The organism is Flavobacterium psychraerolatum (assembly GCF_025960985.1).
In the GTDB taxonomy this organism is placed as follows: Bacteria; Bacteroidota; Bacteroidia; order Flavobacteriales; family Flavobacteriaceae; genus Flavobacterium.
The window spans coordinates 71,403-93,361 of the sequence record NZ_JAOQMX010000011.1 but is presented as its reverse complement, the minus strand read 5'-3'; the positions used below and the strand labels follow the sequence as shown (position 1 = coordinate 93,361).

At 33.1% G+C, this 21,959-nt stretch carries 19 protein-coding genes; 14 read left to right on the top strand and 5 right to left on the bottom strand.

Annotated elements, in window-relative coordinates; genetic code table 11:
- Positions 1 to 365: 365 nt before the first annotated feature.
- Positions 366 to 1,034: a DUF4294 domain-containing protein gene (locus tag M2326_RS06380; protein WP_319800824.1), complete on the bottom strand. Its 669-nt coding sequence runs from the start codon at positions 1,032 to 1,034 to the stop codon at positions 366 to 368.
- An 82-nt stretch (positions 1,035 to 1,116) separates the two neighbouring features.
- Here M2326_RS06380 and M2326_RS06375 point away from each other — a divergent pair, with 82 nt between their 5' ends.
- From M2326_RS06375 to M2326_RS06340, 8 genes are all read left to right on the top strand, one after another.
- Positions 1,117 to 2,208: a M42 family metallopeptidase gene (locus tag M2326_RS06375; protein ID WP_264618720.1), complete on the top strand. Its 1,092-nt coding sequence runs from the start codon at positions 1,117 to 1,119 to the stop codon at positions 2,206 to 2,208.
- Between the two features lie 73 nt (positions 2,209 to 2,281).
- Positions 2,282 to 2,962 (top strand): response regulator transcription factor, encoded by a 681-nt coding sequence (locus tag M2326_RS06370; RefSeq protein WP_264618719.1) that lies wholly within the window; start codon positions 2,282 to 2,284, stop codon positions 2,960 to 2,962.
- A complete protein-coding gene (locus M2326_RS06365) occupies positions 2,959 to 4,320 on the top strand; it encodes a sensor histidine kinase (protein ID WP_264618718.1) in 1,362 nt (453 codons plus the stop codon). The genes M2326_RS06370 and M2326_RS06365 overlap by 4 nt, the downstream gene beginning before the upstream one ends.
- Positions 4,321 to 4,393: 73 nt before the next feature.
- Positions 4,394 to 5,644, top strand: a complete 1,251-nt coding sequence (locus tag M2326_RS06360) for a TolC family protein (protein ID WP_264618717.1) — start codon at positions 4,394 to 4,396, stop codon at positions 5,642 to 5,644.
- A gap of 7 nt (positions 5,645 to 5,651) precedes the next feature.
- On the top strand, positions 5,652 to 6,737 hold the full coding sequence (locus M2326_RS06355; RefSeq protein WP_264618716.1) for an efflux RND transporter periplasmic adaptor subunit: 1,086 nt from the start codon (positions 5,652 to 5,654) through the stop codon (positions 6,735 to 6,737).
- Positions 6,738 to 6,739: 2 nt separating this feature from the next.
- Positions 6,740 to 8,008: a carbohydrate porin gene (locus M2326_RS06350; protein WP_264618715.1), complete on the top strand. Its 1,269-nt coding sequence runs from the start codon at positions 6,740 to 6,742 to the stop codon at positions 8,006 to 8,008.
- A 12-nt stretch (positions 8,009 to 8,020) separates the two neighbouring features.
- Complete coding sequence (locus M2326_RS06345; protein WP_264618714.1) at positions 8,021 to 11,122, top strand: efflux RND transporter permease subunit; 3,102 nt, start codon at positions 8,021 to 8,023, stop codon at positions 11,120 to 11,122.
- Positions 11,123 to 11,264: 142 nt separating this feature from the next.
- Complete coding sequence (locus tag M2326_RS06340; RefSeq protein ID WP_264618713.1) at positions 11,265 to 11,924, top strand: DUF2238 domain-containing protein; 660 nt, start codon at positions 11,265 to 11,267, stop codon at positions 11,922 to 11,924.
- 3 nt (positions 11,925 to 11,927) lie between these two features.
- Here M2326_RS06340 and M2326_RS06335 read toward each other — a convergent pair whose 3' ends face one another.
- Both M2326_RS06335 and M2326_RS06330 read right to left on the bottom strand, forming a co-directional pair.
- The gene (locus tag M2326_RS06335; protein WP_264618712.1) at positions 11,928 to 12,878 is read right to left on the bottom strand and encodes a phosphoribosylaminoimidazolesuccinocarboxamide synthase; all 951 of its coding nucleotides are present in this window, start codon (positions 12,876 to 12,878) and stop codon (positions 11,928 to 11,930) included.
- A gap of 110 nt (positions 12,879 to 12,988) precedes the next feature.
- Entirely contained in the window at positions 12,989 to 13,837 is an 849-nt protein-coding gene (locus M2326_RS06330; RefSeq protein WP_319800823.1) for a Cof-type HAD-IIB family hydrolase, read from the bottom strand.
- Between the two features lie 204 nt (positions 13,838 to 14,041).
- Between M2326_RS06330 and hmpA the strand changes: the two genes are divergently transcribed.
- Together hmpA and M2326_RS06320 are read left to right on the top strand one after the other, a co-directional pair.
- Complete coding sequence (gene hmpA / locus M2326_RS06325; protein ID WP_264618711.1) at positions 14,042 to 15,241, top strand: NO-inducible flavohemoprotein; 1,200 nt, start codon at positions 14,042 to 14,044, stop codon at positions 15,239 to 15,241.
- Between the two features lie 12 nt (positions 15,242 to 15,253).
- Positions 15,254 to 15,679 carry an RrF2 family transcriptional regulator gene (locus M2326_RS06320; RefSeq protein ID WP_264618710.1) on the top strand — a complete coding sequence of 142 codons (426 nt, stop codon included), beginning with the start codon at positions 15,254 to 15,256 and terminating at the stop codon, positions 15,677 to 15,679.
- A 165-nt stretch (positions 15,680 to 15,844) separates the two neighbouring features.
- Here M2326_RS06320 and M2326_RS06315 read toward each other — a convergent pair whose 3' ends face one another.
- Together M2326_RS06315 and M2326_RS06310 are read right to left on the bottom strand one after the other, a co-directional pair.
- Positions 15,845 to 16,657, bottom strand: coding sequence for an SDR family NAD(P)-dependent oxidoreductase (locus M2326_RS06315; RefSeq protein ID WP_264618709.1), 813 nt, complete (start codon positions 16,655 to 16,657; stop codon positions 15,845 to 15,847).
- A gap of 77 nt (positions 16,658 to 16,734) precedes the next feature.
- Positions 16,735 to 17,685 (bottom strand): PhoH family protein, encoded by a 951-nt coding sequence (locus tag M2326_RS06310; protein ID WP_264618708.1) that lies wholly within the window; start codon positions 17,683 to 17,685, stop codon positions 16,735 to 16,737.
- A gap of 195 nt (positions 17,686 to 17,880) precedes the next feature.
- Between M2326_RS06310 and M2326_RS06305 the strand changes: the two genes are divergently transcribed.
- From M2326_RS06305 to gldG, 4 genes are read left to right on the top strand one after another with little or no spacing between them, the layout of a single operon-like run.
- Positions 17,881 to 18,708 carry an SAM hydrolase/SAM-dependent halogenase family protein gene (locus M2326_RS06305; protein WP_264618707.1) on the top strand — a complete coding sequence of 276 codons (828 nt, stop codon included), beginning with the start codon at positions 17,881 to 17,883 and terminating at the stop codon, positions 18,706 to 18,708.
- Positions 18,709 to 18,714: 6 nt separating this feature from the next.
- On the top strand, positions 18,715 to 19,545 hold the full coding sequence (locus M2326_RS06300; protein WP_264618706.1) for a class I SAM-dependent methyltransferase: 831 nt from the start codon (positions 18,715 to 18,717) through the stop codon (positions 19,543 to 19,545).
- On the top strand, positions 19,545 to 20,270 hold the full coding sequence (gene gldF / locus M2326_RS06295; RefSeq protein WP_264618705.1) for a gliding motility-associated ABC transporter permease subunit GldF: 726 nt from the start codon (positions 19,545 to 19,547) through the stop codon (positions 20,268 to 20,270). The genes M2326_RS06300 and gldF overlap by 1 nt, the downstream gene beginning before the upstream one ends.
- Entirely contained in the window at positions 20,270 to 21,955 is a 1,686-nt protein-coding gene (gldG, locus tag M2326_RS06290; RefSeq protein ID WP_264618704.1) for a gliding motility-associated ABC transporter substrate-binding protein GldG, read from the top strand. Before gldF ends, gldG begins: the two co-directional genes overlap by 1 nt.
- Positions 21,956 to 21,959: the final 4 nt, after the last annotated feature.

Genomic DNA, 21,959 nt, shown 5'->3' with positions numbered 1-21,959 from the left:
TCAGTACTCATAAACAATAGATAGATTTTATAGCTTTCTACAGAGAAAAGACCAACCCATCTGTCCTAATCAGTATAATCTAACTGGATTTTTTTTAAGTTACCCCAAGTGTTAGGTCATATATCAAATAGTGAAGGTTAAAGACTTTTAAATACACAAAATGTAGTTGAATTCGGATTTTAGGATACTAACAAAGAAGAACGATACTTCCCTCCTAGCCCAGATAGAAGTGAAAATCCTTTTTTGAGGCTTTTTCTACCGATAAAAAGATTGAAACGCATAGCGGGACCACACTTACTGATGAAAATAGTATTACTGCTCCTAAAAATATAGTTATTACTTTTGAGAATATTATTATGTTACTTCTATTTTTGTGATTTGGACATCCAAGCTTGGCTTAAATCCTCCATATTAATAGGATTAGCAGGTGGCTGGTTGATTAATCGGCCTGAGTTGAAGGATCTAAATAAAATACTTTCTATCAAGAAATCTTCATTTACGTCGTAGGGTTGGTATTTTGATTTTAAATTGATATCAAAAACACTCGCTGCGGTATTGGACCAAAATGCTTTCCACCCACTTTTGAGGTCTTTAATTAAGTCGAAAGTGGTAATTCCTGTCTGACGATGGATTAGTTTTACTAGGATTCGGCCTTGACTACGGGAAAGTTTCTTTAGTTTGGCTTCAAATTCATTGGTTAGGTAATTTTCAACTATTTTGAAATATTTTTTCTTTTCTTTAGCTGTCTTTAACTTATCCATTCCTATTTTGAGTCCTACTAAACGTTCTGCTGTTAATTTTGCATAAGGATAGGTTACCCAAACACGGTTTTGTAATATTAAGAATTGCTTTTTGGCATCGAGATTTAGCTTTTCTTTGGATATTAGGATTTCCTCTAATTGTATTGTGTCTTTTTCTACATCTATAGATTCGTCAATTTCGCGAACCATATCCATTGGGTGTACGGGAATTTCTTGAGCCGAAATACTCATAGAAAACATAAAACAAGTAATGATTATATAAAAAAACTTCATTGGATACTATTTATTTGGTAAAATTATACATTATATATACAAGTCTGATACCAAATTTATAAATTAGCAAAAAAATAATTTTATGAGCACAGAATCTATATTAAAACCAACTTCATTAGCCTTTTTAGAACAATATTTAAACAATGCTTCTCCTACTGGATTTGAAGCTGAAGGGCAAAAAATCTGGATGGACTATTTGAAACCTTATGTTGATACGTTTATTACTGACACTTACGGAACAGCAGTTGGTGTTATTAATCCAGACGCTCCTTATAAGGTAGTTATTGAAGGGCATGCCGATGAAATTGCTTGGTATGTGAACTATATTACAGAGGATGGATTAATTTATGTAATTCGTAATGGAGGATCTGACCATCAAATTGCTCCTTCGAAAAGAGTCAACATTCATACTAAAAAAGGAATTGTAAAAGGTGTTTTTGGATGGCCAGCAATTCACACCCGCAATCGTAGCAAAGAGGAAACTGCTAAAACTGACAATATATTTATTGATCTAGGTTGTGAAACAAAAGAAGAAGTTGAGAAACTTGGCGTTCATGTAGGTTGCGTAATCACGTATCCTGATGAATTTATGATCTTGAACGAAAACAAGTTTGTTTGTCGTGCTATTGATAACCGTATGGGTGGTTTTATGATTGCAGAGGTAGCACGTTTGCTACATGAGAACAACATAAAGCTTCCGTTTGGCCTATACATTACCAACTCTGTTCAAGAAGAGGTAGGTTTGCGTGGTGCAGAAATGATTACACAAACTATCAAGCCTAATGTGGCAATTGTTACTGATGTTTGCCATGACTCTACAACGCCAATGATTGAAAAGAAAATTGAAGGCGAAACTAAAATTGGTAGAGGTCCTGTTGTAACTTATGCTCCTGCAGTTCAAAACAATTTGAGAGAACTAATTTTGGATACAGCTGTAGAAAAAAACATTCCATTCCAAAGATTGGCCTCATCGAGAGTTACGGGTACAGATACAGATGCATTTGCCTATAGCAATGGAGGTGTTGCTTCGGCTTTAATTTCTCTACCTTTGCGCTATATGCATACTACGGTAGAAATGGTACACCGTGAGGATGTTGAAAACGTGATCAAACTGATTTATGAAACACTTTTGAAGATTGAGAATAATGAAACTTTCTCCTATTTTAAATCATAGTTAGGCAATTTAAAATCAAATTCAATCTAAATAACCTGACTTATAAAAGTCGGGTTATTTTTATCTAAATCTTATGAAAATTTTATTACTTGAAGATGATTTTACTTTATCGAAAGAGATCAGTAGTTTTTTTGTTTCTAAACTTTTTGAATGTATTCCATTTTATGATGGTTCACTTTTGGTCAAAAGATATAAGGCATTTCAATATGATCTGATAATTCTTGATATCAATGTACCCGGTAAAAATGGATTTGAAGTTTGTAAAGCTATTAGAGAAATTGATAAAAAAACACCGATCATAATGCTAAGTGCTTTTAGTGAAATTGACGATAAGCTCACCTCATTTAATAATGGAGCAGATGATTATTTGGTTAAGCCTTTTCATTTTGATGAACTGTTTGCGAGAGTCAACTCTCTACTACGTCGAAAAGAGGTACCTCAACAAAATAAAGAATCTATCCTTATACATGATTTAGAATTATTTGAATCTGATATGAAGGTATTTCGTTCTGGCATCGAAATAAAATTAACACCAAAGGAATTCAAACTCATTTTGATGCTTGCCAATGCAAATGGAAAAGTACTATCCAAAGCTACCATTGCAGATCAATTGTGGGATTATCATATTGAAACTAACCAAAATACAATTGAAGTTTACATTAATTTTCTTCGAAAAAAAATAGACAAAGACCATCAAGTCAAATTAATACATACAAAAATTGGTTATGGATATTACTTATGTGAAGTTGAATGACATTAAAAACTAGAATCTCGTTATTGGTAAGTGCACTGTTTGCTGTTCTATACGGAATAGCATGTGTATTTATATTTACATTGGCTTCCAACTTTAGAGAAGAAGAATTTATTGATCGGCTTGAGGTAAAAGCACTTAAAACCTTAAGGTTTTTATCGGATAATAAGAATCCAGACTATGAGCTATTGCGTGAAATAGATAATAACTCTGTCTACAAATTAAACAATGAAGAGACCTTAATTTTTGATTCTAATTTTAAATTAATGTACAGTAGCGTGGAAGGCCAAAAAATAAATTGGAACGTTACCGATCTAAAGTATTTGAAGAAGCACAAATCATTTTTTAAAAAAGTGGGTCAAAATGAATTTTACGGAATTTTTATAGATACGAATGCCAAAGACTATTTTGTGCTAGTATCTGCCAATGACCGCTATGGTAACCGAAAAACAATTTACCTACAATACATTTTAATTATTTCATACCTAGCATTTACTTTTATATGCTGGATATTGACCTCTTGGATGGTACGCAAAGCAATACTTCCGTTAGGTTTATTTCACCAAAAAATAAAAAAAATTAACGAAAACAATCTTGATACCCGAATCGCATCTGCAAGTACTAAAAATGAAATTGACCTAATTGCCAATGAATTTAACTTTATGATGGATAGGATCGAGTTATCTTATCAAAGGCAAAAAGATTTTACTGCTCATGCTTCACATGAATTACGCACTCCCTTATCCAGAATTACATCACAGATTGAAAATAAAATAAGTACTGCCTCGATATCTGAAGAGTCCAAAAACTTCCTGCTGGTAATTCTTTCCGATATTAATCAATTAACGGAGTTAATACATTCTTTATTGATTTTGTCAAAAACGGAGACTAGTAAAATAGCTGAAAAGGAATTGATTAGAATGGATGAAGTTTTGTTTAGTTCCATTGAAAACACCAACAAAACTTATCCTAATTTTAAAATTACATTTGAAATTGAGGACAACGAATACCTTGACAAAGCACTAGAAATACGCGGAAATAAAAATCTATTGGAAATTGCAATAAGTAATATATTAAAAAATGCTTGTGTTTACTCTACCGATAAGCAAGCACAAGTTATAATTAGCAGTGATGAAAAAAGCCTTATCATATCAGTAGCCAACTACGGAAAAACGTTAAGTAAAAAAGAGCAACTCCATCTTTTTCAACCCTTCATGCGTGGTAAAAATGCAAACGGCACCACTGGATTTGGTTTGGGATTAATTATTGTACAACGCATTTTAAACATTCATCAGGCCCAAATTACCTACAGTATTCCTAGTGAACAAACCAACCTTTTTCAGTTAAAATTCATATTTTAAGTACTTTTTAAGGTTTAAATTAAGGTCTCTTAAAGTGGTATTAATCCATCTTTGTATCATAAAATATGATACTATGAAAAAACAATTAGGAATCTTATTCCTTCTCTTTGGTTTCCAGATTTTACAAGCACAAAATCCCATTACCGTACAACAATGTGAAGCACTTTTTTTAAAAAACAATTTGGTTTTACTTGCTGAGCACTATAATATTGATGCTGCAAAAGCTTTAACTATTCAGGCAAGAATTTGGGACAATCCTACTTTCTCTGCCGATATTAACTTATACAACCCTGAAAGGCAAAAATATTTTGATGTTGGTAAACAAGGAGCCAAAGATTTTGGAATCAATCAAATCATCTATTTGGGCGGAAAAAAGGCAAAGGAAGTAAACTTAGCAAAGAAAAATGAACAAATTGCAGAGCTAGAATTTAGTGATTTATTGCGAACATTAAAATTTCAATTACGAAAAAGCTTTTTTACCGTTTTCTACAATTCCAAAAACATCGAAACTACCGACTCACAATTGGGACATATTGAAAAATTAATTAAATCCTATTCCCAACAAGTTGAAAAAGGCAATCTCCCCTTGAAAGACTTAGTACGACTTCAATCTCTTTATTTAGATTTTAAAAACGAACGACTTGAGGCTATAAATGCAAATTATGAAGAACAAGCCAATCTGAAACTTTTGCTTAACGATGCTTCAAAAATAATACCTATCGTGAGTGATACAGATTTTGATAAATATAACAAAGAGCAATTGTTTGATGTACAATCCCTGCAAGAAAAAGCATCTTTACTTCGACCAGATTATTTAGTGAAACAAAAAGAGATTGAAGCAAACGAACTCAATATCAAATTTCAACGATCCCTTGCTATACCTGATGCCAATGTGGGACTGTCCTACTCACAAAGAGGATCTGCATTTAATAACCAAAAAAATATAAACTTATCAATTCCACTTCCGTTATGGAATAAAAACAAAGGGAATATTGCTGCAGCTAAGGTGACATGGGAACAGTCAAAAATTGATCAGCAAAGTGCTACCATTGGATTACAGACCGAAATTTTTTCGATTTTAAATAAGTGGACTGAATCTAGAAAAAGCTATAGTCAAATACAATTGACTTCTCCAGAGGCTTTTAATCAAGTATATCAAAGTATGTTGGCTAATTTTCAAAAAAGTAACATTAGTATTCTAGACTTTACCGATTTTATGGAAAGCTATAATCAATCAAGCATACTACTAAATGAGTTGAAGAAAAAAGTAGTGTTATCTGCAGAAGAACTGAATGCTACAACCAATACTGAATTATTTAAATAAAGAAACTATGAATACAAAACTTATATCTGGATTATTAATCCTTTCTATTGCAGTAACAAGTTGTAAAAAAGAGGAACCAAAACCCGAAATTGTTAGCACTTTCATCCTTAGTGAAACAATGCAGAAAACGACAACCACTGCAGATGCTACGATGCAACCTCTAAAAAATGTACTTGACTTTTTTGGGAAAATTACGGCTGACAATAATAAGTCTATTGATGTGTATCCGCTTGTAGGTGGTAGTGTAATCAAAGTAAATGTAGAGCTTGGAGATTATGTAAAAAAAGGGCAAGTACTTGCCGTTATAAGAAGTATAGATATTGCGGATTATGAGAAAGAATTAATCGATGCAAAAAACGATTTATTGCTCGCTAAAAATGGTCTGAAAGTAGCACAAGAATTGTTTGAAGGAAAATTAAACTCTGAAAGAGATGTATTAAGTGCCAAAAGTGAGGTTGATAAAGCGCAGTCTGAATTGGATCGAATCAAGGAAATTTACAAGATTTATAATATCAAAGTAGGTTCTCTATACCAGGTAGTAGCACCAATAAGTGGCTTTATAATTCAAAAAAGCATTAATCAAGATATGCTATTACGTAATGACCGATCAGAAAACATATTTGATATAGCAGAAATAAGTGAAGTATGGGCACTTGCAAATATTAATGAAGTAGATATTGACAAAGTGAAATTAGGTCAAGAGGCAACAGTAACCACCTTAAGTTATCCTGATAAAAACTTTAAAGGGAAAGTAGATAAGATCTTTAATATCATCAATCCTGATACCAAAGCAATGAATGCACGTATTAAGTTAAGTAATACCAATTTTTTACTTAAACCAGATATGAGTGCAACTATAAAGCTATCATTTACCGAGTCACAAAAAATGATTGCAGTACCAAGTAAAGCTATTGTTTTTGATAAAAGTAAAAATTTTGTTATGGTTTATAAAAGCAAATCAAATATTGAGACTAGACCTGTAGAAGTATTTAGACAAGTGGGTGACATCACCTATATATCAAGAGGGCTTACTGAAAATGAAAAAGTAATTACTAATAATCAATTGTTCATTTATGATGAATTAAACGACTAATCATGCTGAAAGAAATATTATTGTTAGTTTTTATTCTTCATATCTCCGCTTTGATATTTGCGCAAGATACCATAAAAGAGGAAAAAGAGAGCTATAGCCTTCATTATCAAACCACATCTATTTATCAATATCATTCAGCATTCAAAGCACAATATTCGGGAGCTAATAGTTTGCAAAACATAGCAGAAAAAGCTTTATCCCTCACTTCTACTCTATTTTTTGACATGCCTTTATGGAAAGGTGCTTTAATGACAATTAACCCCGAGTTAGCTGGTGGTGAAGGAGTTTCACAAGCTAAAGGATTAGGAGGTTTTGCCAATGGGGAAACCTTTAGAATTGGAAATGCTAAACCTGTGGTTTATATGGCTAGAATGTTACTCGAACAAAATTTTGACTTTGATGCTAATCATTCCTTGAAAATGGTTTTTGGAAAATTTGGATTAGCTGATTATTTTGACGGTAATAGTTTCAGTCACGACGCACGATCTCAGTTTTTAAACTGGTCACTCATGGATATGGGTGCTTGGGATTATGCTGCAAATACTAGAGGATATACGGATGCATTATACACGAATTATCAGTTTAACAATTGGCAAATTAGAGCCGCTTGGTCTGCTCAACCTACCAAAGCAAATGGACCAAATGTAGCATTTAATGTAAAAAAGTCGAATGCTATAAACATAGAGGTTGAAAGGCAAATTAATTTTAAGAACAACGACCAAGCAGTTATTAGACTTTTAGGTTTTCGAAATGTAGCGGCAGCTGGAAACTATAATCAAGCCAATGCCAACTTTGTAGGCATACCTGATATTACAAGCACACGAGCCAACGGTCGCACAAAATACGGACTGGGTTTAAACGCGGAGTATGTACACAAAGATTTATGGGGCGCTTTTTCAAGGCTAAGTTATAATGACGGAAAAAACGAAACTTGGGCCTTTACAGAAATCGATCAATCTGCAACAGCGGGTATTAATTTAAAAGGTAAAATGTGGCAGCGCGAAAATGATGGCGCTGGAATTGCATTTGCAAGCAACGGACTATCAGCAGCGCATCAAAGATACCAACAATTGGGAGGAAACGGTTTTATGATTGGTGACGGGAACCTAAACTATGGTACCGAAAAAATAGTAGAAGCATTCTATTCCTTTTCTGTTCCTAAGTCAAATATAACTCTTTCACCTGATTACCAATTTATTGTTAACCCAGGTTATAATAAAGATCGAGGACCTGTTAACTTTTTTTCAATGCGTTTTCATGCCCAATTTTAAAACTAAAAAATCATGAATAAGTTTATCAAAAATATTATTGCTTTTTCGCTAAAGAATAAAGCATTCACCTTTTTCTGGGTTGGACTATTGGCTGTTTTAGGCTTTATTTCTTTTTCGAATATGCCTATCGAAGCTTTCCCTGATGTTACGAATACCCAAATTATTATTATTACCCAATGGAATGGTAGAAGCGCAGAGGAAGTAGAACGTTTTGTAACTACACCAATAGAATTATCTATGGCATCAGTACAAAAGAAAACAAGTGTACGCAGTACTACTATGTTTGGATTATCTGTTATCAAAATTATATTTGATGATGGTGTAGATGACTCCTTTGCTCGTGTACAAGTTAACAATCAGCTTCACACTGTTGACTTGCCTGATGGAATAGATCCAGATGTACAACCACCTTACGGGCCAACGGGAGAAATTTACCGCTATACATTAGAAAGTAAAACTAGAGATTCTAGAGAACTTTTAACGTTACAAAACTGGTTAGTTGATCGCAATCTTCGCTCTGTTCCAGGCGTTGCAGATATCAATGCTTTTGGTGGACAAACTAAAATTTTTGAAATAAGTATTGACCCACGCCGTATCGAAAAATATAACCTTACTCCCTTACAAGTATATGATGCCGTAAGCAAAAGTAACCTTAATGTTGGTGGTGATGTAATTGAGAAAAATGGACAAGCTTATGTGGTACGTGGTATTGGATTACTACAATCTATTCCTGATATTGAGAACATAATTGTTACACAATTTAACGGAAACCCAATACTAGTTAAAAATTTAGCTGAAGTTGAAGAGAGTGCTATGCCAAGAGTGGGCCAAGCAGGATTGGATGATAAGAGCGATGTTGTAGAGGGAATTGTTGTTATGAGAAAGGGTGAAAATACTCCTGAAGTACTTGCAAGTGTAAAAGCTAAAGTAGATGAATTAAATACTAAAATTCTACCTAAGGACGTAAAACTTGTTCCCTTTTATGATCGTGATAGATTGATGACCTTTTGTACGCACACTGTGATGCATAACTTACTTGAAGGTATTGTACTGGTAACCTTAATGGTATTGCTATTCATGGCAGATTGGAGAACTACCGTAACGGTTTCAATAATTATTCCGTTAGCACTTTTATTTTCCTTCTTTTGTTTGAAGTTGATGGGTATGAGTGCCAATTTACTCTCATTGGGTGCGGTAGATTTTGGAATAATTATAGATGGAGCCGTCGTAATGGTTGAAGGATTATTTGTAATGCTTGACCACAAAGCACACAAGCTAGGCATGGAGAAATTCAATAAACTGGCCAAAGGAGGAATGATAAAAAAAACAGGTACAGAACTTGGTAAAGCTATTTTCTTTTCGAAAATGATAATTATTACTGCCTTACTTCCTATTTTCTCTTTTCAAAAAGTTGAAGGAAAAATGTTTTCACCACTTGCTTATACTTTAGGTTTTGCGTTACTAGGTGCATTATTGTTTACCTTGACATTGGTACCCGTATTGTCTCACCTATTATTAAACAAAAACGTACGCGAGAAAAAAAATCCGTTTGTTGAGTTTTGGAATAATATAGTTGAAAAAGGATTTAAATTCACCTTTAAAAATAAAAGATTGTCACTTGCAGTATCGTTGCTTATCCTTGTGACTACCTTGTTTTCAGCTAAATTTTTAGGAACTGAATTTTTACCTCCATTAAATGAAGGAGCACTTTGGGTTACTGCAGAATTACCTATGAGTACTAGCTTATCAGAAACAGTAAAAATGACTGAAACACTAAAAAAAGAGATTAGAAAATTTCCTGAAGTAGTAAGCGTTCTATCTCAAACTGGTCGTAGTAATGATGGTACCGACCCTAGTGGATTCTATTTTGCACAAATGCAGGTAAACTTAAAACCAAAAGAAGAATGGACACGCAAAATTTCAATGGATGATCTTATAGACCAAATAGATCACCGATTGAAGCAATACCAAGGTGTTGTGTACAATTATTCACAACCTATTATTGACAATGTAGCCGAAGCAGTAGCAGGGTTCAAAGCTGCCAATGGTGTTAAAATTTATGGTGAAGATTTAAATAAATTGGATCAGTTGTCACAGTTGGTATTAAAGCAAATAGCTACTGTTCCAGGAATTAAAGAACCTGGAATTATTAGAAATATTGGACAACCAGAAGTAAGCGTTGTACTAGATAAAAGCAAAATGGCTGCCTACGGAGTTACACTTTCAGATGCACAAGCAGTACTTGAAATGGCTATTGGCGGTAAGACAGCTACGCAAAAGTATGAAGGAGAACGTAAATTTGATGTTCGTATTCGTTATGAAAAAGAATTTAGAAAAAGTACCGAAGACATTGGTAATTTGATGGTACCAACGTTAAACAACACAAAAGTACCCTTGAAAGAAATTTCAGAAATTGTAAAAGATAATGGTCCAGCATTTATTTACCGAGATAATATGAAACGCTACATTGGTGTTAAATTTTCAATTCGAGATCGAGATTTAGGAAGTACAATCGCTGATGCACAAGCCAAAGTAGCTAAAAATGTAAAATTACCTGATGGTTATTCTATAGGATGGACAGGTGAATTTGAAAATCAGGTACGTGCTTCTGCTCGTTTAGCACAAGTAGTACCGATAAGTTTGGTGATGATTTTCTTCTTACTTTTTATCATGTTTGGAAATATTAAAGATTCTGTTTTAGTTCTTGCAAATGTTCCTTTTGCCATTATTGGAGGAATAATTGCGCTACACATCACTGGAATGAATTTCGGAATCTCTGCTGGGGTTGGATTTATTGCTTTATTCGGAATTTGTATTCAAAATGGTGTTATTTTGATATCTGAATTTCATAAAAATATCAAAGCTGGAATGGAACTCGATGCCGGAATCCTGGAAGCAGTAAAAGTGCGTACCCGACCAGTTGTTATGACTGCACTTATGGCAACAATTGGTTTGTTACCAGCAGCAATTTCTACCGGAATTGGATCTGAATCTCAAAAACCATTGGCAATCGTAATTATAGGTGGATTAGTTACTGCAACTGTATTAACGCTACTTGTATTTCCAATCATATTTTGGATATTTAACAGAGATAAACATGCACCAATTGAATAAATAAAATTTTGACGTATCAAGACATTATTAATCAAAAGACCGTAGTTAACTCAAAACTACGGTCTTTTGATTTTTACAAACTACCGTATTGATTCTAGAAGGAAAAATCATATTTTAGTCCTGATTTAATCCCCATTTTTCTATGAAGAATATTTATGTAATGATTACCGTATTTTTTGTTTTCTTACTATGGTCTATTAGTAACCCAAAAGAAGGTTTTACTTGTTTTCTCGAAATAATCCCTGCTATTATTGGTGCTCTAGTGTTGGCACTTACTTTCAAAAAATTTAGATTCACTAATTTCACTTACTTCCTGATCCTTATTCATTGCATCATCCTTTTTATTGGTGGTCATTATACTTATGCCGAAGTGCCCTTTTTTGATTTTATAAAAGAAACATTTCAACAAAGTCGAAATAATTATGATAAGGTAGGTCATTTTGCCCAAGGATTGGTACCTGCAATGATAACTCGCGAATTGTTTATTAGAAAAAAAGTCATTAGCAATCCTAGTTTTTTCAACTTTATAATTGTTTCCATTTGTCTGGCCATTAGCGCAGCGTATGAATGGATTGAATGGGGCGTGTCATTGGTGACTGGCGAAGGTGGAGATGCATTTTTGGGTACACAAGGAGATATTTGGGACACACAATCTGATATGCTTTTTGCTACTATTGGCGCAATTACAGGGCTTTTATTATTTTCTAAAATTCAAAACAAACAGCTAGATCTACTTGAAATTAATTATATAAAAAAAGCCGCAATTCTTATTTTGAATTGCGGCCTTCTTATGAATTTATAAAAATTACTTTGCTAAATAAGTATTTACATTTTTCTCAATTCTTTCATTGATACTAGATATATCTGCTTTCACAAATTTCTCTCCTATAATATTTTCATATAACTCAATATATCTTTCCGATACAGATTCGATGTACGCGGGAGTCATATCTGGAATTTGTTGTCCTTCTTTACCTTGAAAACCATTTTCGATCAACCAACGACGCACAAATTCTTTTGATAATTGTTTTTGTTCTTCTCCACTATTTTGTCTTTCTTGATATCCTTCAGCATAAAAATAACGAGAAGAATCTGGAGTATGAATTTCGTCAATCAAAACGATCACACCTTCTTTGGTTTTTCCAAATTCATATTTGGTATCTACCAAAATTAATCCACGACTCGCAGCGATTTCTGTTCCTCTTTGAAACAATGCACGTGTGTATTTTTCTAACACTACATAATCTTCTTCTGTAACGATTCCGTTTGCTAAGATTGCTTCTCTCGAAATATCTGCATCGTGTTCTCCGTTATCAGCCTTGGTAGTAGGTGTAATTATTGGTTCCGGAAACTTATCATTTTCTTTCAATCCTTCGGGCATTGCAACACCACAAATACTTCTTTTTCCTTCAGTATATTCGCGTGAAGCATGTCCAGATAAATACCCACGGATCACCATTTCTACCTTAAAAGGCGTACATAAATGTCCAACAGCAACACTTGGATCTGGAGTAGCAATTAACCAATTTGGTACAATATCAGCCGTTAACTCCATAAATTTGGTTGCAATTTGATTAAGAATTTGTCCTTTGTACGGGATCCCTTCTGGCAAAACTACATCAAATGCAGATAACCTGTCAGTGGCTATCATTACTAATAGATTGTCATTGATATTATATACTTCTCTTACTTTACCTCTATAAACAGATTTTTGATTTGGAAAATTAAAATCAGTTGTAGTTATTGTATTGCTCATTTGAAAAAATGTTGTGTTGTTGTTATCAAGCTACAAATTTAGGATTATTTTTAGAAAATACATCAAAAATTAATCAATGATGTGCGTTTGATTTCGAGATTTATTAAAACTTAATTACCTAATACTTCGGACTGATTCAAAATTTTTTCGGCTAAATAATACGCTACTCCGTTTTGAGAATTAGTAAGAATCACTTCCAAATGCGCTAGTTTATTTTTCAAACTATCTGGTGCATTACCCATCAATAACCCTTTGGCAGTTGCCATAAGCATTCCTTCGTCATTATAACCATCTCCAAAAGAAATCGCTTGATCAAAAGTATAGTTTTCTATTTCTAGAATCATTGCAATCGCAACACTTTTATCTACCGATTTATCCATAAACTCCAAACAATATGGCAAACTGAAAGCATGACTAAAGACTCCATCATGATCGACTAAAATTCGATCTCGTAGATCAATTAATTTTCCGTGACTCTCGTGCGTGAAGAACATCTTTATCGCTTTAAAATCAGTTACATCCTTAAAATCTACTAACTCGGGAGCATAGTTCAATTCTTTTTGAAAACTGTTTAATTTCTGGTTATACTTATTAGTTTGCCATACATTTTCTTTAAAAAGCACTGTAGTAATTTCAGGATCAATCTCTAATTCCAGAACAGATTTTACTGCATCGCTTTCGATATCAAAAGAAAATAAAAGTTCTTTTTCTGGTGAGTGAATACGTGCTCCGTTTGAAGTCACCAAATAGATTGGGAACCCTAAACTTGCTACTAAGGGCATAGCATCTAGATGATGTCTACCTGTTGCAACAATAATCAAATAATTTTGTTTGTATAATTCTCGAAATATGGTCTGAGTATAAGTCGATATTTCATGATTTGTATTTAATAGTGTCCCATCTAGATCGGTAATGATGACTTTTATTTTATCAATTGACATTTCTGCTTTTATTTTCAATTACAATAATTTCAAAATTATCATTTTAAAAATAGACTTGCAATAGTCTTTCTAAACTTTCCAAAAAGTAATGCCAAACTATTATAACAACAAGTATTCCCCTACCCTTTCTTAATCAAAATAGTACTAAAAAATTAATTGTTGTATTTCATATATAACAATCAACTTTTTAGTATATCTTTGTAAAAATAAAATCATAACATCATGAATGTACAACAAAAAGAATTAGTGAAATCGACAGTACCTGTATTAAAATCTAGTGGTAATGCCTTAGTAACTTACTTTTATCAACGAATGTTAACAAGTAATCCTGAACTAAAGAATATATTTAATATGGCGAACCAAGCCAGTGGAAAGCAACAAAATGCATTAACAGGTGCCGTTTTGGCTTATGCCGAAAATATAGACGACCCAAGTGTTTTGATTAATGTTTTAAAATCTATCGGAAATAAACATGTGAGTTTAAACATACTTCCTGAGCAATATGACATTGTTGGGCACCACTTGATTGAATCAATTAAAGAAGTTTTGGGAAATGCCGCTACTATAGAATTGGTTGATGCTTGGACCTGTGCATATACTGAATTGGCTCAAATTATGATATCTATTGAAGCTGAAATGTACCAAAAATCAGCGAAAAGCGAAGGAGGCTGGAAGGGTTGGAGAACTTTTATAATTGATAAAATCGTTACTGAAAGTGATGAAATTAAATCCTTTTATCTAAAACCTCAAGACAGGAAGGCAATAGTTTCTTTTTTTCCTGGACAATATATTTCTGTTAAAATATTTGTTCCTGAATTGGGGTATGAACAACCTAGACAGTATAGTTTATCAACAAGCTTTAACGAGGACTATTACCGAATTTCTGTTAAAAGTGAAAAAGGGTGCCCTACTCCAGACGGTATTGTTTCGAATGTACTACATAACAAAAAAATTGGAGACCCTATTGAAGTTACTGCTCCCGCAGGCGTTTTTTATGCCGATCCAGAATCGGTAAATCCATTGGTATTAATTAGTGGTGGCGTAGGAGTAACTCCCTTAATGAGTATGGTAGAAGCTAATAAGAATGCACTACAAAAAAACAAAACCATCTGGATTCATAGTTGTCGAAATGAAAATGTACATGCTTTTAAAGACCGAATTGAAGAATTGAACGTAAATGAGAATTGGTTGACTTCTTTCGTTTTCTACGAATCAATGCCCGAAACCTTAACGAATGCTATTGAAGGAAGAGCAGACTTGCATAATTATAAAGAAGAAATAATTATTAACGATGCAAAATATTATATTTGCGGACCAGAACTTTTTATTAAAAAGCAGTACCAAACTTTAATAGAACTTGGTGTCACAAAAGAATCTGTTTTTTATGAAGAATTTGGCCCCCAATTATTAGCATTAGATTAAAAATAAACAAACATGAAATTAAACCACTTTACCGATTTTAGTATGCGTGTATTAATGTATTTAAATCAAAAAAAGGAGCCTTCTCAAAGTTCTTTGGATGATTTAGCAAGTACATTCAAAATCTCACGCAACCATCTCATTAAAGTGGTTCAATTTTTGGGAGCCAATGAACTTGTAAACACAAAAAGAGGAGCCAAAGGGGGGATAACCATTTCTGAAAAAGCAAAATTATATCCATTGGGTGATTTAATACATTTATTGGAACAAGACGACTCGCCAATAGTAAACTGTGATACAAAACCATGTATCTTCAAATTACACAATTGTAAATTAAAATCCCTATTCAATAAGGCTTATCTACTTTTTATAGAAAGTTTGAATGAGTATACCCTCACCGACCTCGAATTTAATGATTGGAACTCTATTTTTGAAAATTAACTAAATTTATGACTCTTAATCAATACTTGTAGTTTTATTATAACCTATAATAAACTCAAAATAGCCTATGCTTTATGTTTCTGTAGTCTCCTAATTGGTACATAGTCAACAATTTAAAAAAAATTATAATAATCTTACTTTATTATTAGAGTTATAATTTTATTTCTAACAGACTGATTTTCTAATAATTCTAGAAAACAATCGATACCCTAATCGTTTTCTCAAAATATTTAAAAGATTAGCATCAAATCCAATAGTATATCTTTTGAAGTTTTTTGGTGGTTTACTAGCAATTTGAAAAAGCTGTTCTACAATATCCTTCTTTAAATCTACATTTTTTTTTGTCTTTTTTTCTAACAAACTATTGATTTTTTGCATCAAGCGATCATAGGAAGGAATACTTGATTCAGGACATTTTGATACATTTTTTTGAAAATTTGAAGGTGTATTTCCAAATTGTACCGTTGCAACTCCAATATTAAAGTCTTTCACTTCATAAGCCATACATTCAGAAAAACTTTCAACAGCATGTTTGGTCGAATGGTAAAAACTCCCCAAAGGAAGGTTTACCAATCCAGCAATGGAAGTAATGTTAATAAATAAACCTTGATTTTGTTTTCTAAAAGTAGGAATAAAAGTGCGGCAAACCTTAACGACACCTAACCAATTTACATCTACAATAGCATCAATTTTTTGATCTTCAGATAATTCAACAAAACTTCGATACCCAATTCCTGCATTATTAATAACAACATCAATGGTGGTATATTCTTGTAGAATGGCTTCTTTACATTTTTTGATACTTTCGGTGGAGGTAACATCCAATTCAAAACACGAAATGGATTCTACTTTTTCCAATGTTACTCCTTTTTCGACACAAATCATAGTGGCAATAACATTCCAACCATGATTTGCAAAATACAAGGCCGTAGCTTTTCCAATTCCGCCACAAGCTCCTGTAATCAATACTGTTTTCAATATATTGTTTTATTTTATGTTTTACTTAATGAAAACGACCTCAATTGAGGTCGTTTATTTAGCAAAGCTACTGAAAATTAATCGGTATTTTCAGTGTATTTGTATGCATCAATTACTTTTTTTACTAATTTATGTCTCACGATATCCTTATCGTCAAGATAAATAATTCCGATTCCTTCAATATCTTTTAAGACCAGCAATGCTTCTTTTAACCCCGAAATTGTTCTTCTTGGCAAATCTACTTGTCCTGGATCTCCTGTAATCATGAATTTGGCATTTTTCCCCATTCGAGTCAAAAACATCTTCATTTGTGAATGCGTTGTATTTTGTGCTTCATCCAAAATAACAAACGCATGATCTAGCGTACGACCACGCATAAATGCGAGCGGTGCAATTTGAATAATCCCTTTGGTGATATAATCTTCTAGTTTTTCACTTGGAATCATATCTCTAAGCGCATCGTAAAGAGGCTGCATATATGGATCCAATTTATCTTTCATATCCCCTGGCAAAAAACCTAAATTTTCTCCTGCTTCTACCGCTGGACGTGTTAAAATGATTTTTTTGACTTGTTTTTCCTTTAATGCTCTTACAGCCATTGCCACCCCTGTATAAGTTTTACCTGTACCAGCAGGGCCAACAGCAAATACCATATCATTTTTATTAATAGTATCGACCAATAATTGTTGGTTGGGAGTGAGTGCTTTAATCATCTTACCTCCTACACCATGCACCAAAATTTTATCGTTAATAGTGGCTTTTTTTATTTCATCACTATCCCCCATAATAACACGCTCAATTACATTGTCATCAATATTGTTATACCTTGAAAAATGTAATAATAGTCGCTGAAATCGTTTTTCGAATTCATCTAAGATTTCTTTTTCTCCAAAAGCCTTCAACGTTGTGCCTCTCGCCACAATTTTTAGTTTCGGGTAGTACTTTTTAATCATTTCAAGATGAGAGTCTTGAGCGCCCCAAAACTCTTTTGGTGCGATGTCTATGAGCTCGATAATTCTTTCGTTCAAATTTTGCAGTTTTAAATTAACATTCAGACAACTAATTTCATAATACAATTTAAGAAATAAATCTTACTTTTTTCTTAATTAAGCGGAATTTGTTTTTCGTTTTATTGCGTTTTTGAGATTACTATTATTAGCTTTGCACTTCTCAAATTTAATAAAAATTATTTTTAGATTCCAGTAATAGTTATAAACAAAATTATGTCAATAATTACCCTCACTACCGATTATGGCTTGAAAGATCACTTTGTAGGTGCTTTGAAGGGAAAATTACTATCTGAATATCCCGAAAGTACTATTATTGACATTTCACATAACATTGACCCATTCAATACGGTTGAGGCAAGTTACATGATTGGAGCTGCTTATGCTAGTTTTCCAAAAGGTACGGTGCACATTATTGGAGTTGATTTGGAATTAAACAAAGAGAACCAACATCTAGCGATGCAATGGAATGATCATTACTTTATTGCTGCTGATAATGGAATATTGAGTATGCTTTCGCAAAAAATTGTTCCTCAAAAAATTGTTTCTATTAATATTCACGATCGTTTGGAAAGTAGCGCAACAGACATGGATGTTTTTGTTAAAGTAGCCTGTCATATTGCTAAAGGTGGTTCACTAAGTATTGTAGGTAAAGAAACGAATACTATTAAGCAAGTAACCGATTTGCAAGCTACAATCTCGGCAGATAATACTACACTCAAAGGTAATGTTATCTATATAGACCATTTGGGGAATGTAGTCACCAATATTAGTAAAAAGCAATTTATTGAAGTAGCTAAAGGTCGCCCGTACGAGGTAATATTGAAAACAAAGAATATAAAAACTATCTTGCCTCGCTATTCTGATATTGCTAATTCAGACAAATATCCAATTAAAAATTATGAGGGAGAAAAATTAGCCCTTTTCAATGAAGCAGGGTTTCTTGAAATCGCTATTTTTCGTAGCAATCCATCAACTGTTGGTTCTGCTAATAGCCTTTTGGGACTCAATTATAGAGATGTGGTTAATATTCAATTTAAATAGAAATTCATGAATCCAATAATTAGGAAACTATTTTATGCATTACCAATCCCTTTTCGATACGGAATACGAAAAATAATCTATTTCCCAACTGATATTTTTCGAGACAAAACATCACTTGTACCTCCCAAAGGTATGATATTTACAGGGGCTGGTGACTACCTCAAAGTTGGCCAAATGTTTTTTGAATATTTTAAAAAATATGGAAATCTAACTCCTGAAAGTTCGATTTTGGATGTTGGATCTGGAATCGGTCGAATGTCGATTCCTTTCACAACCTACCTGTCTAGTAAAGGACGTTATGAAGGTTTTGATATTGTAAAAAAAGGAGTTAATTGGTGTAACCAAAATATTGGAAATAAATTTCCGAATTTTAATTTCCAATTGATACCTCTTAGAAACGATTTATACAACCTTTCCACCACTGACAAAGCAGCAAGCTTGAAATTCCCGTATTTAAATGACAGCTTTGATTTTGTTTTTTTGACCTCTGTATTTACACACATGATGCCTGAAGATGTAGAGAATTATATCCAGCAAATACAAAGAGTATTACGAAAAGATAAAATATGTTTCTGTACCTTTTTTATTATAGATGAGCAAAGTAAAAAATCCATGAACAATAATGGATCAAAAAAATTCCCGTATGATTATGGTAATTATTCATTGATGGATAAAAACGTAAAAGAAGCAAACGTCGCCTATCATAAAGAATACCTCATGACTCTTTTTGAGAAGCACCATTTACAAGTTACCCGTTTTATAAGAGGAAATTGGTCAGGTGTAGAACCAGGTGAATTTAACGAACATCAAGATGTATTAATTATAAAGAAAATTTAATGAAATCAATTGCATTAAGAGAACTTAAATCATTTTTTGGTTCTCCAATTGGATATTTGGTAATAGCGCTCTTTCTTATTCTCAACGGATTATTCCTATGGGTATTTGAAGGAGATTATAACATCCTAAATTCAGGATTCGCAGATATGAGTCCATTTTTCACATTATCTCCTTGGATATTACTTTTCCTAATTCCTGCGGTAACAATGCGCAGTTTCTCTGATGAAAAAAAACAAGGCACATTAGAGTTACTTTTGACCAAACCATTATCAATTTGGGAAATCGTCAATGGTAAATTTCTAGGCGCTTTTTTGCTTATTTTAATCGCAATCATACCAACATTAATCTATGTTTTTGCTATTTCGAATTTGGGCGCACCAGAAGGAAACATTGATATGGGTAGTACCATGGGATCCTATTTTGGATTACTTTTTCTTATTGCTGGCTATTCATCCATTGGGGTTTTTACCTCTTCACTATCCGATAATCAGATTGTAGCTTTTCTAATTTCTGTATTTATATCCTTCTTTTTCTTTTTTGGTTTTGACGGTATTGCAAGTGTTGTTCCTTCTTTTTCTAATGTCATTAGCGCAGTGGGTATGCAGGAACATTTTAAAAGTATGAGCAGAGGTGTATTGGATACTAGAGATATTATTTATTTTATAAGTATTACCATTGCCTTTCTTTCTTTTACCGTTTATAAACTTAAATCCGTTCAATTGTAATGGGATATTCACTAAATAAAAATAGTAAAACAGTGCTTTTTACTATTGCAATATTGTTGTTATTAAACGGAATTGGCAGCTTCTTTTTCCACCGTTTTGATTTAACCAAAGACAAACGATATACCTTATCCGATACGTCCTTGAAAATTGTCAAACAAGTCAAAGAACCTTTGTTTATAAAAATTTATATGCAAGGTGATTTACCTGCTGAATTCAAACGTTTACAGCAAGAAACAAGACAATTACTAGAAGAATTTCAAGCCTATAATAAAAATATCAATTTTGAATTTATAGATCCATTAGAAAATGAAGATTCTAGTATGGATAATATCAAGTCACTTTATTCAAAGGGACTTACACCTGTAAACATCACCGTTGACGACAAAGGAAAACAATCGCAAGCTATGGTTTTCCCATGGGCTATAGCCTATTATAAGAATAAAGAAGTGAACATTCCCTTATTGAAGAATATCATGGGAGCTTCAACGACCGATAAAGTTATTGGATCGGTACAACACCTAGAGTATTCAATTGCTGATGCTTTGAATAAAATTACAGTCGATAAACATAAGAAAATAGCAGTAATCAAAGGAAACGGAGAGTTACAAGATATTAGGATGGCAAAATTTCTTTTACAAATAAAAGAAAGTTACCATATAGGTCCATTCACCTTGGACTCTGTTGCTACAGACCCGATCAACAGCTTAGAAGCTTTGAAAAAATACGATTTGGCAATAATTGCCAAACCTACAGAAACCTTCTCTGATGCAGAAAAACAAGTCTTAGATCAATTTATCATCAATGGTGGAAAAAGTTTATGGTTGATTGACCAAGTAACTGCAGAGATGGATAGTCTTTATAATCCTGCTGGCGCTACACTAGCTTTTCCAAAAGATCTAGGACTAAACGATATGTTCTTTAAATACGGTTTTCGAATCAATCCTGACCTTGTAAAAGACGAACAAGGCAGCCCAATAAAACTAGCCACTGGCGAACAAGGAAGTGCGACACAATACCAAGATTTCAATTGGAAATTTGCTCCATTGGTTTATCCTGAGAGTCAGCACCCGATCGTGAAAAATTTGGGTGGTATTAAATTTGACTTTGCCAATCCAATCGACACTTTGAAAAATGGGATCAAAAAGACAGTCTTATTGCAGTCTTCAAAATATTCAAAAAAAATTGGAACACCAGTCGAAATTAACCTGAATATGGTAAGCGAGGAAACAAGTCCGAATCATTATATCAATTCTGGAAATCTACCGCTTAGTGTTTTACTAGAAGGTAATTTTAAATCGGTTTTTCAAAATCGTGTCTTGCCTTTTAAACAAAAAGACTTCCAAGCAGTTGGAAAACCGAGCAAAATGATAGTCATCTCAGATGGTGATTTAATTAAAAATCAGTTGGACAAAGATGGTTCTCCAGTAGAATTAGGCTTTGATCAGCGGTCAGGAAATCTATACGATAACAAGGATTTTATGCTTAATTGCATCAATTATCTGTTGGATGATACAGGACTTATTAACATTCGATCCAAAGATTTGGATTTACCATTATTGGACAAAAACAAAGTATCTGACAAATACACTCAAACGCAACTCCTAACCATAGGACTTCCCCTTGTTATACTTGGTATTTTTGGCTTTCTATTTACCTACATTCGAAAAAAGAAATACAGCAAATAGTGTT

Bases quoted from the DNA above. Each gene is read 5' to 3' on its own strand.
- M2326_RS06380 (WP_319800824.1), bottom strand. From the start codon at position 1,034: ATGAAGTTTTTTTATATAATCATTACTTGTTTTATGTTTTCTATGAGT.
- M2326_RS06375 (WP_264618720.1), top strand. From the start codon at position 1,117: ATGAGCACAGAATCTATATTAAAACCAACTTCATTAGCCTTTTTAGAA.
- M2326_RS06370 (WP_264618719.1), top strand. From the start codon at position 2,282: ATGAAAATTTTATTACTTGAAGATGATTTTACTTTATCGAAAGAGATC.
- M2326_RS06365 (WP_264618718.1), top strand. From the start codon at position 2,959: ATGACATTAAAAACTAGAATCTCGTTATTGGTAAGTGCACTGTTTGCT.
- M2326_RS06360 (WP_264618717.1), top strand. From the start codon at position 4,394: ATGAAAAAACAATTAGGAATCTTATTCCTTCTCTTTGGTTTCCAGATT.
- M2326_RS06355 (WP_264618716.1), top strand. From the start codon at position 5,652: ATGAATACAAAACTTATATCTGGATTATTAATCCTTTCTATTGCAGTA.
- M2326_RS06350 (WP_264618715.1), top strand. From the start codon at position 6,740: ATGCTGAAAGAAATATTATTGTTAGTTTTTATTCTTCATATCTCCGCT.
- M2326_RS06345 (WP_264618714.1), top strand. From the start codon at position 8,021: ATGAATAAGTTTATCAAAAATATTATTGCTTTTTCGCTAAAGAATAAA.
- M2326_RS06340 (WP_264618713.1), top strand. From the start codon at position 11,265: ATGAAGAATATTTATGTAATGATTACCGTATTTTTTGTTTTCTTACTA.
- M2326_RS06335 (WP_264618712.1), bottom strand. From the start codon at position 12,878: ATGAGCAATACAATAACTACAACTGATTTTAATTTTCCAAATCAAAAA.
- hmpA (WP_264618711.1), top strand. From the start codon at position 14,042: ATGAATGTACAACAAAAAGAATTAGTGAAATCGACAGTACCTGTATTA.
- M2326_RS06320 (WP_264618710.1), top strand. From the start codon at position 15,254: ATGAAATTAAACCACTTTACCGATTTTAGTATGCGTGTATTAATGTAT.
- M2326_RS06305 (WP_264618707.1), top strand. From the start codon at position 17,881: ATGTCAATAATTACCCTCACTACCGATTATGGCTTGAAAGATCACTTT.
- M2326_RS06300 (WP_264618706.1), top strand. From the start codon at position 18,715: ATGAATCCAATAATTAGGAAACTATTTTATGCATTACCAATCCCTTTT.
- gldF (WP_264618705.1), top strand. From the start codon at position 19,545: ATGAAATCAATTGCATTAAGAGAACTTAAATCATTTTTTGGTTCTCCA.
- gldG (WP_264618704.1), top strand. From the start codon at position 20,270: ATGGGATATTCACTAAATAAAAATAGTAAAACAGTGCTTTTTACTATT.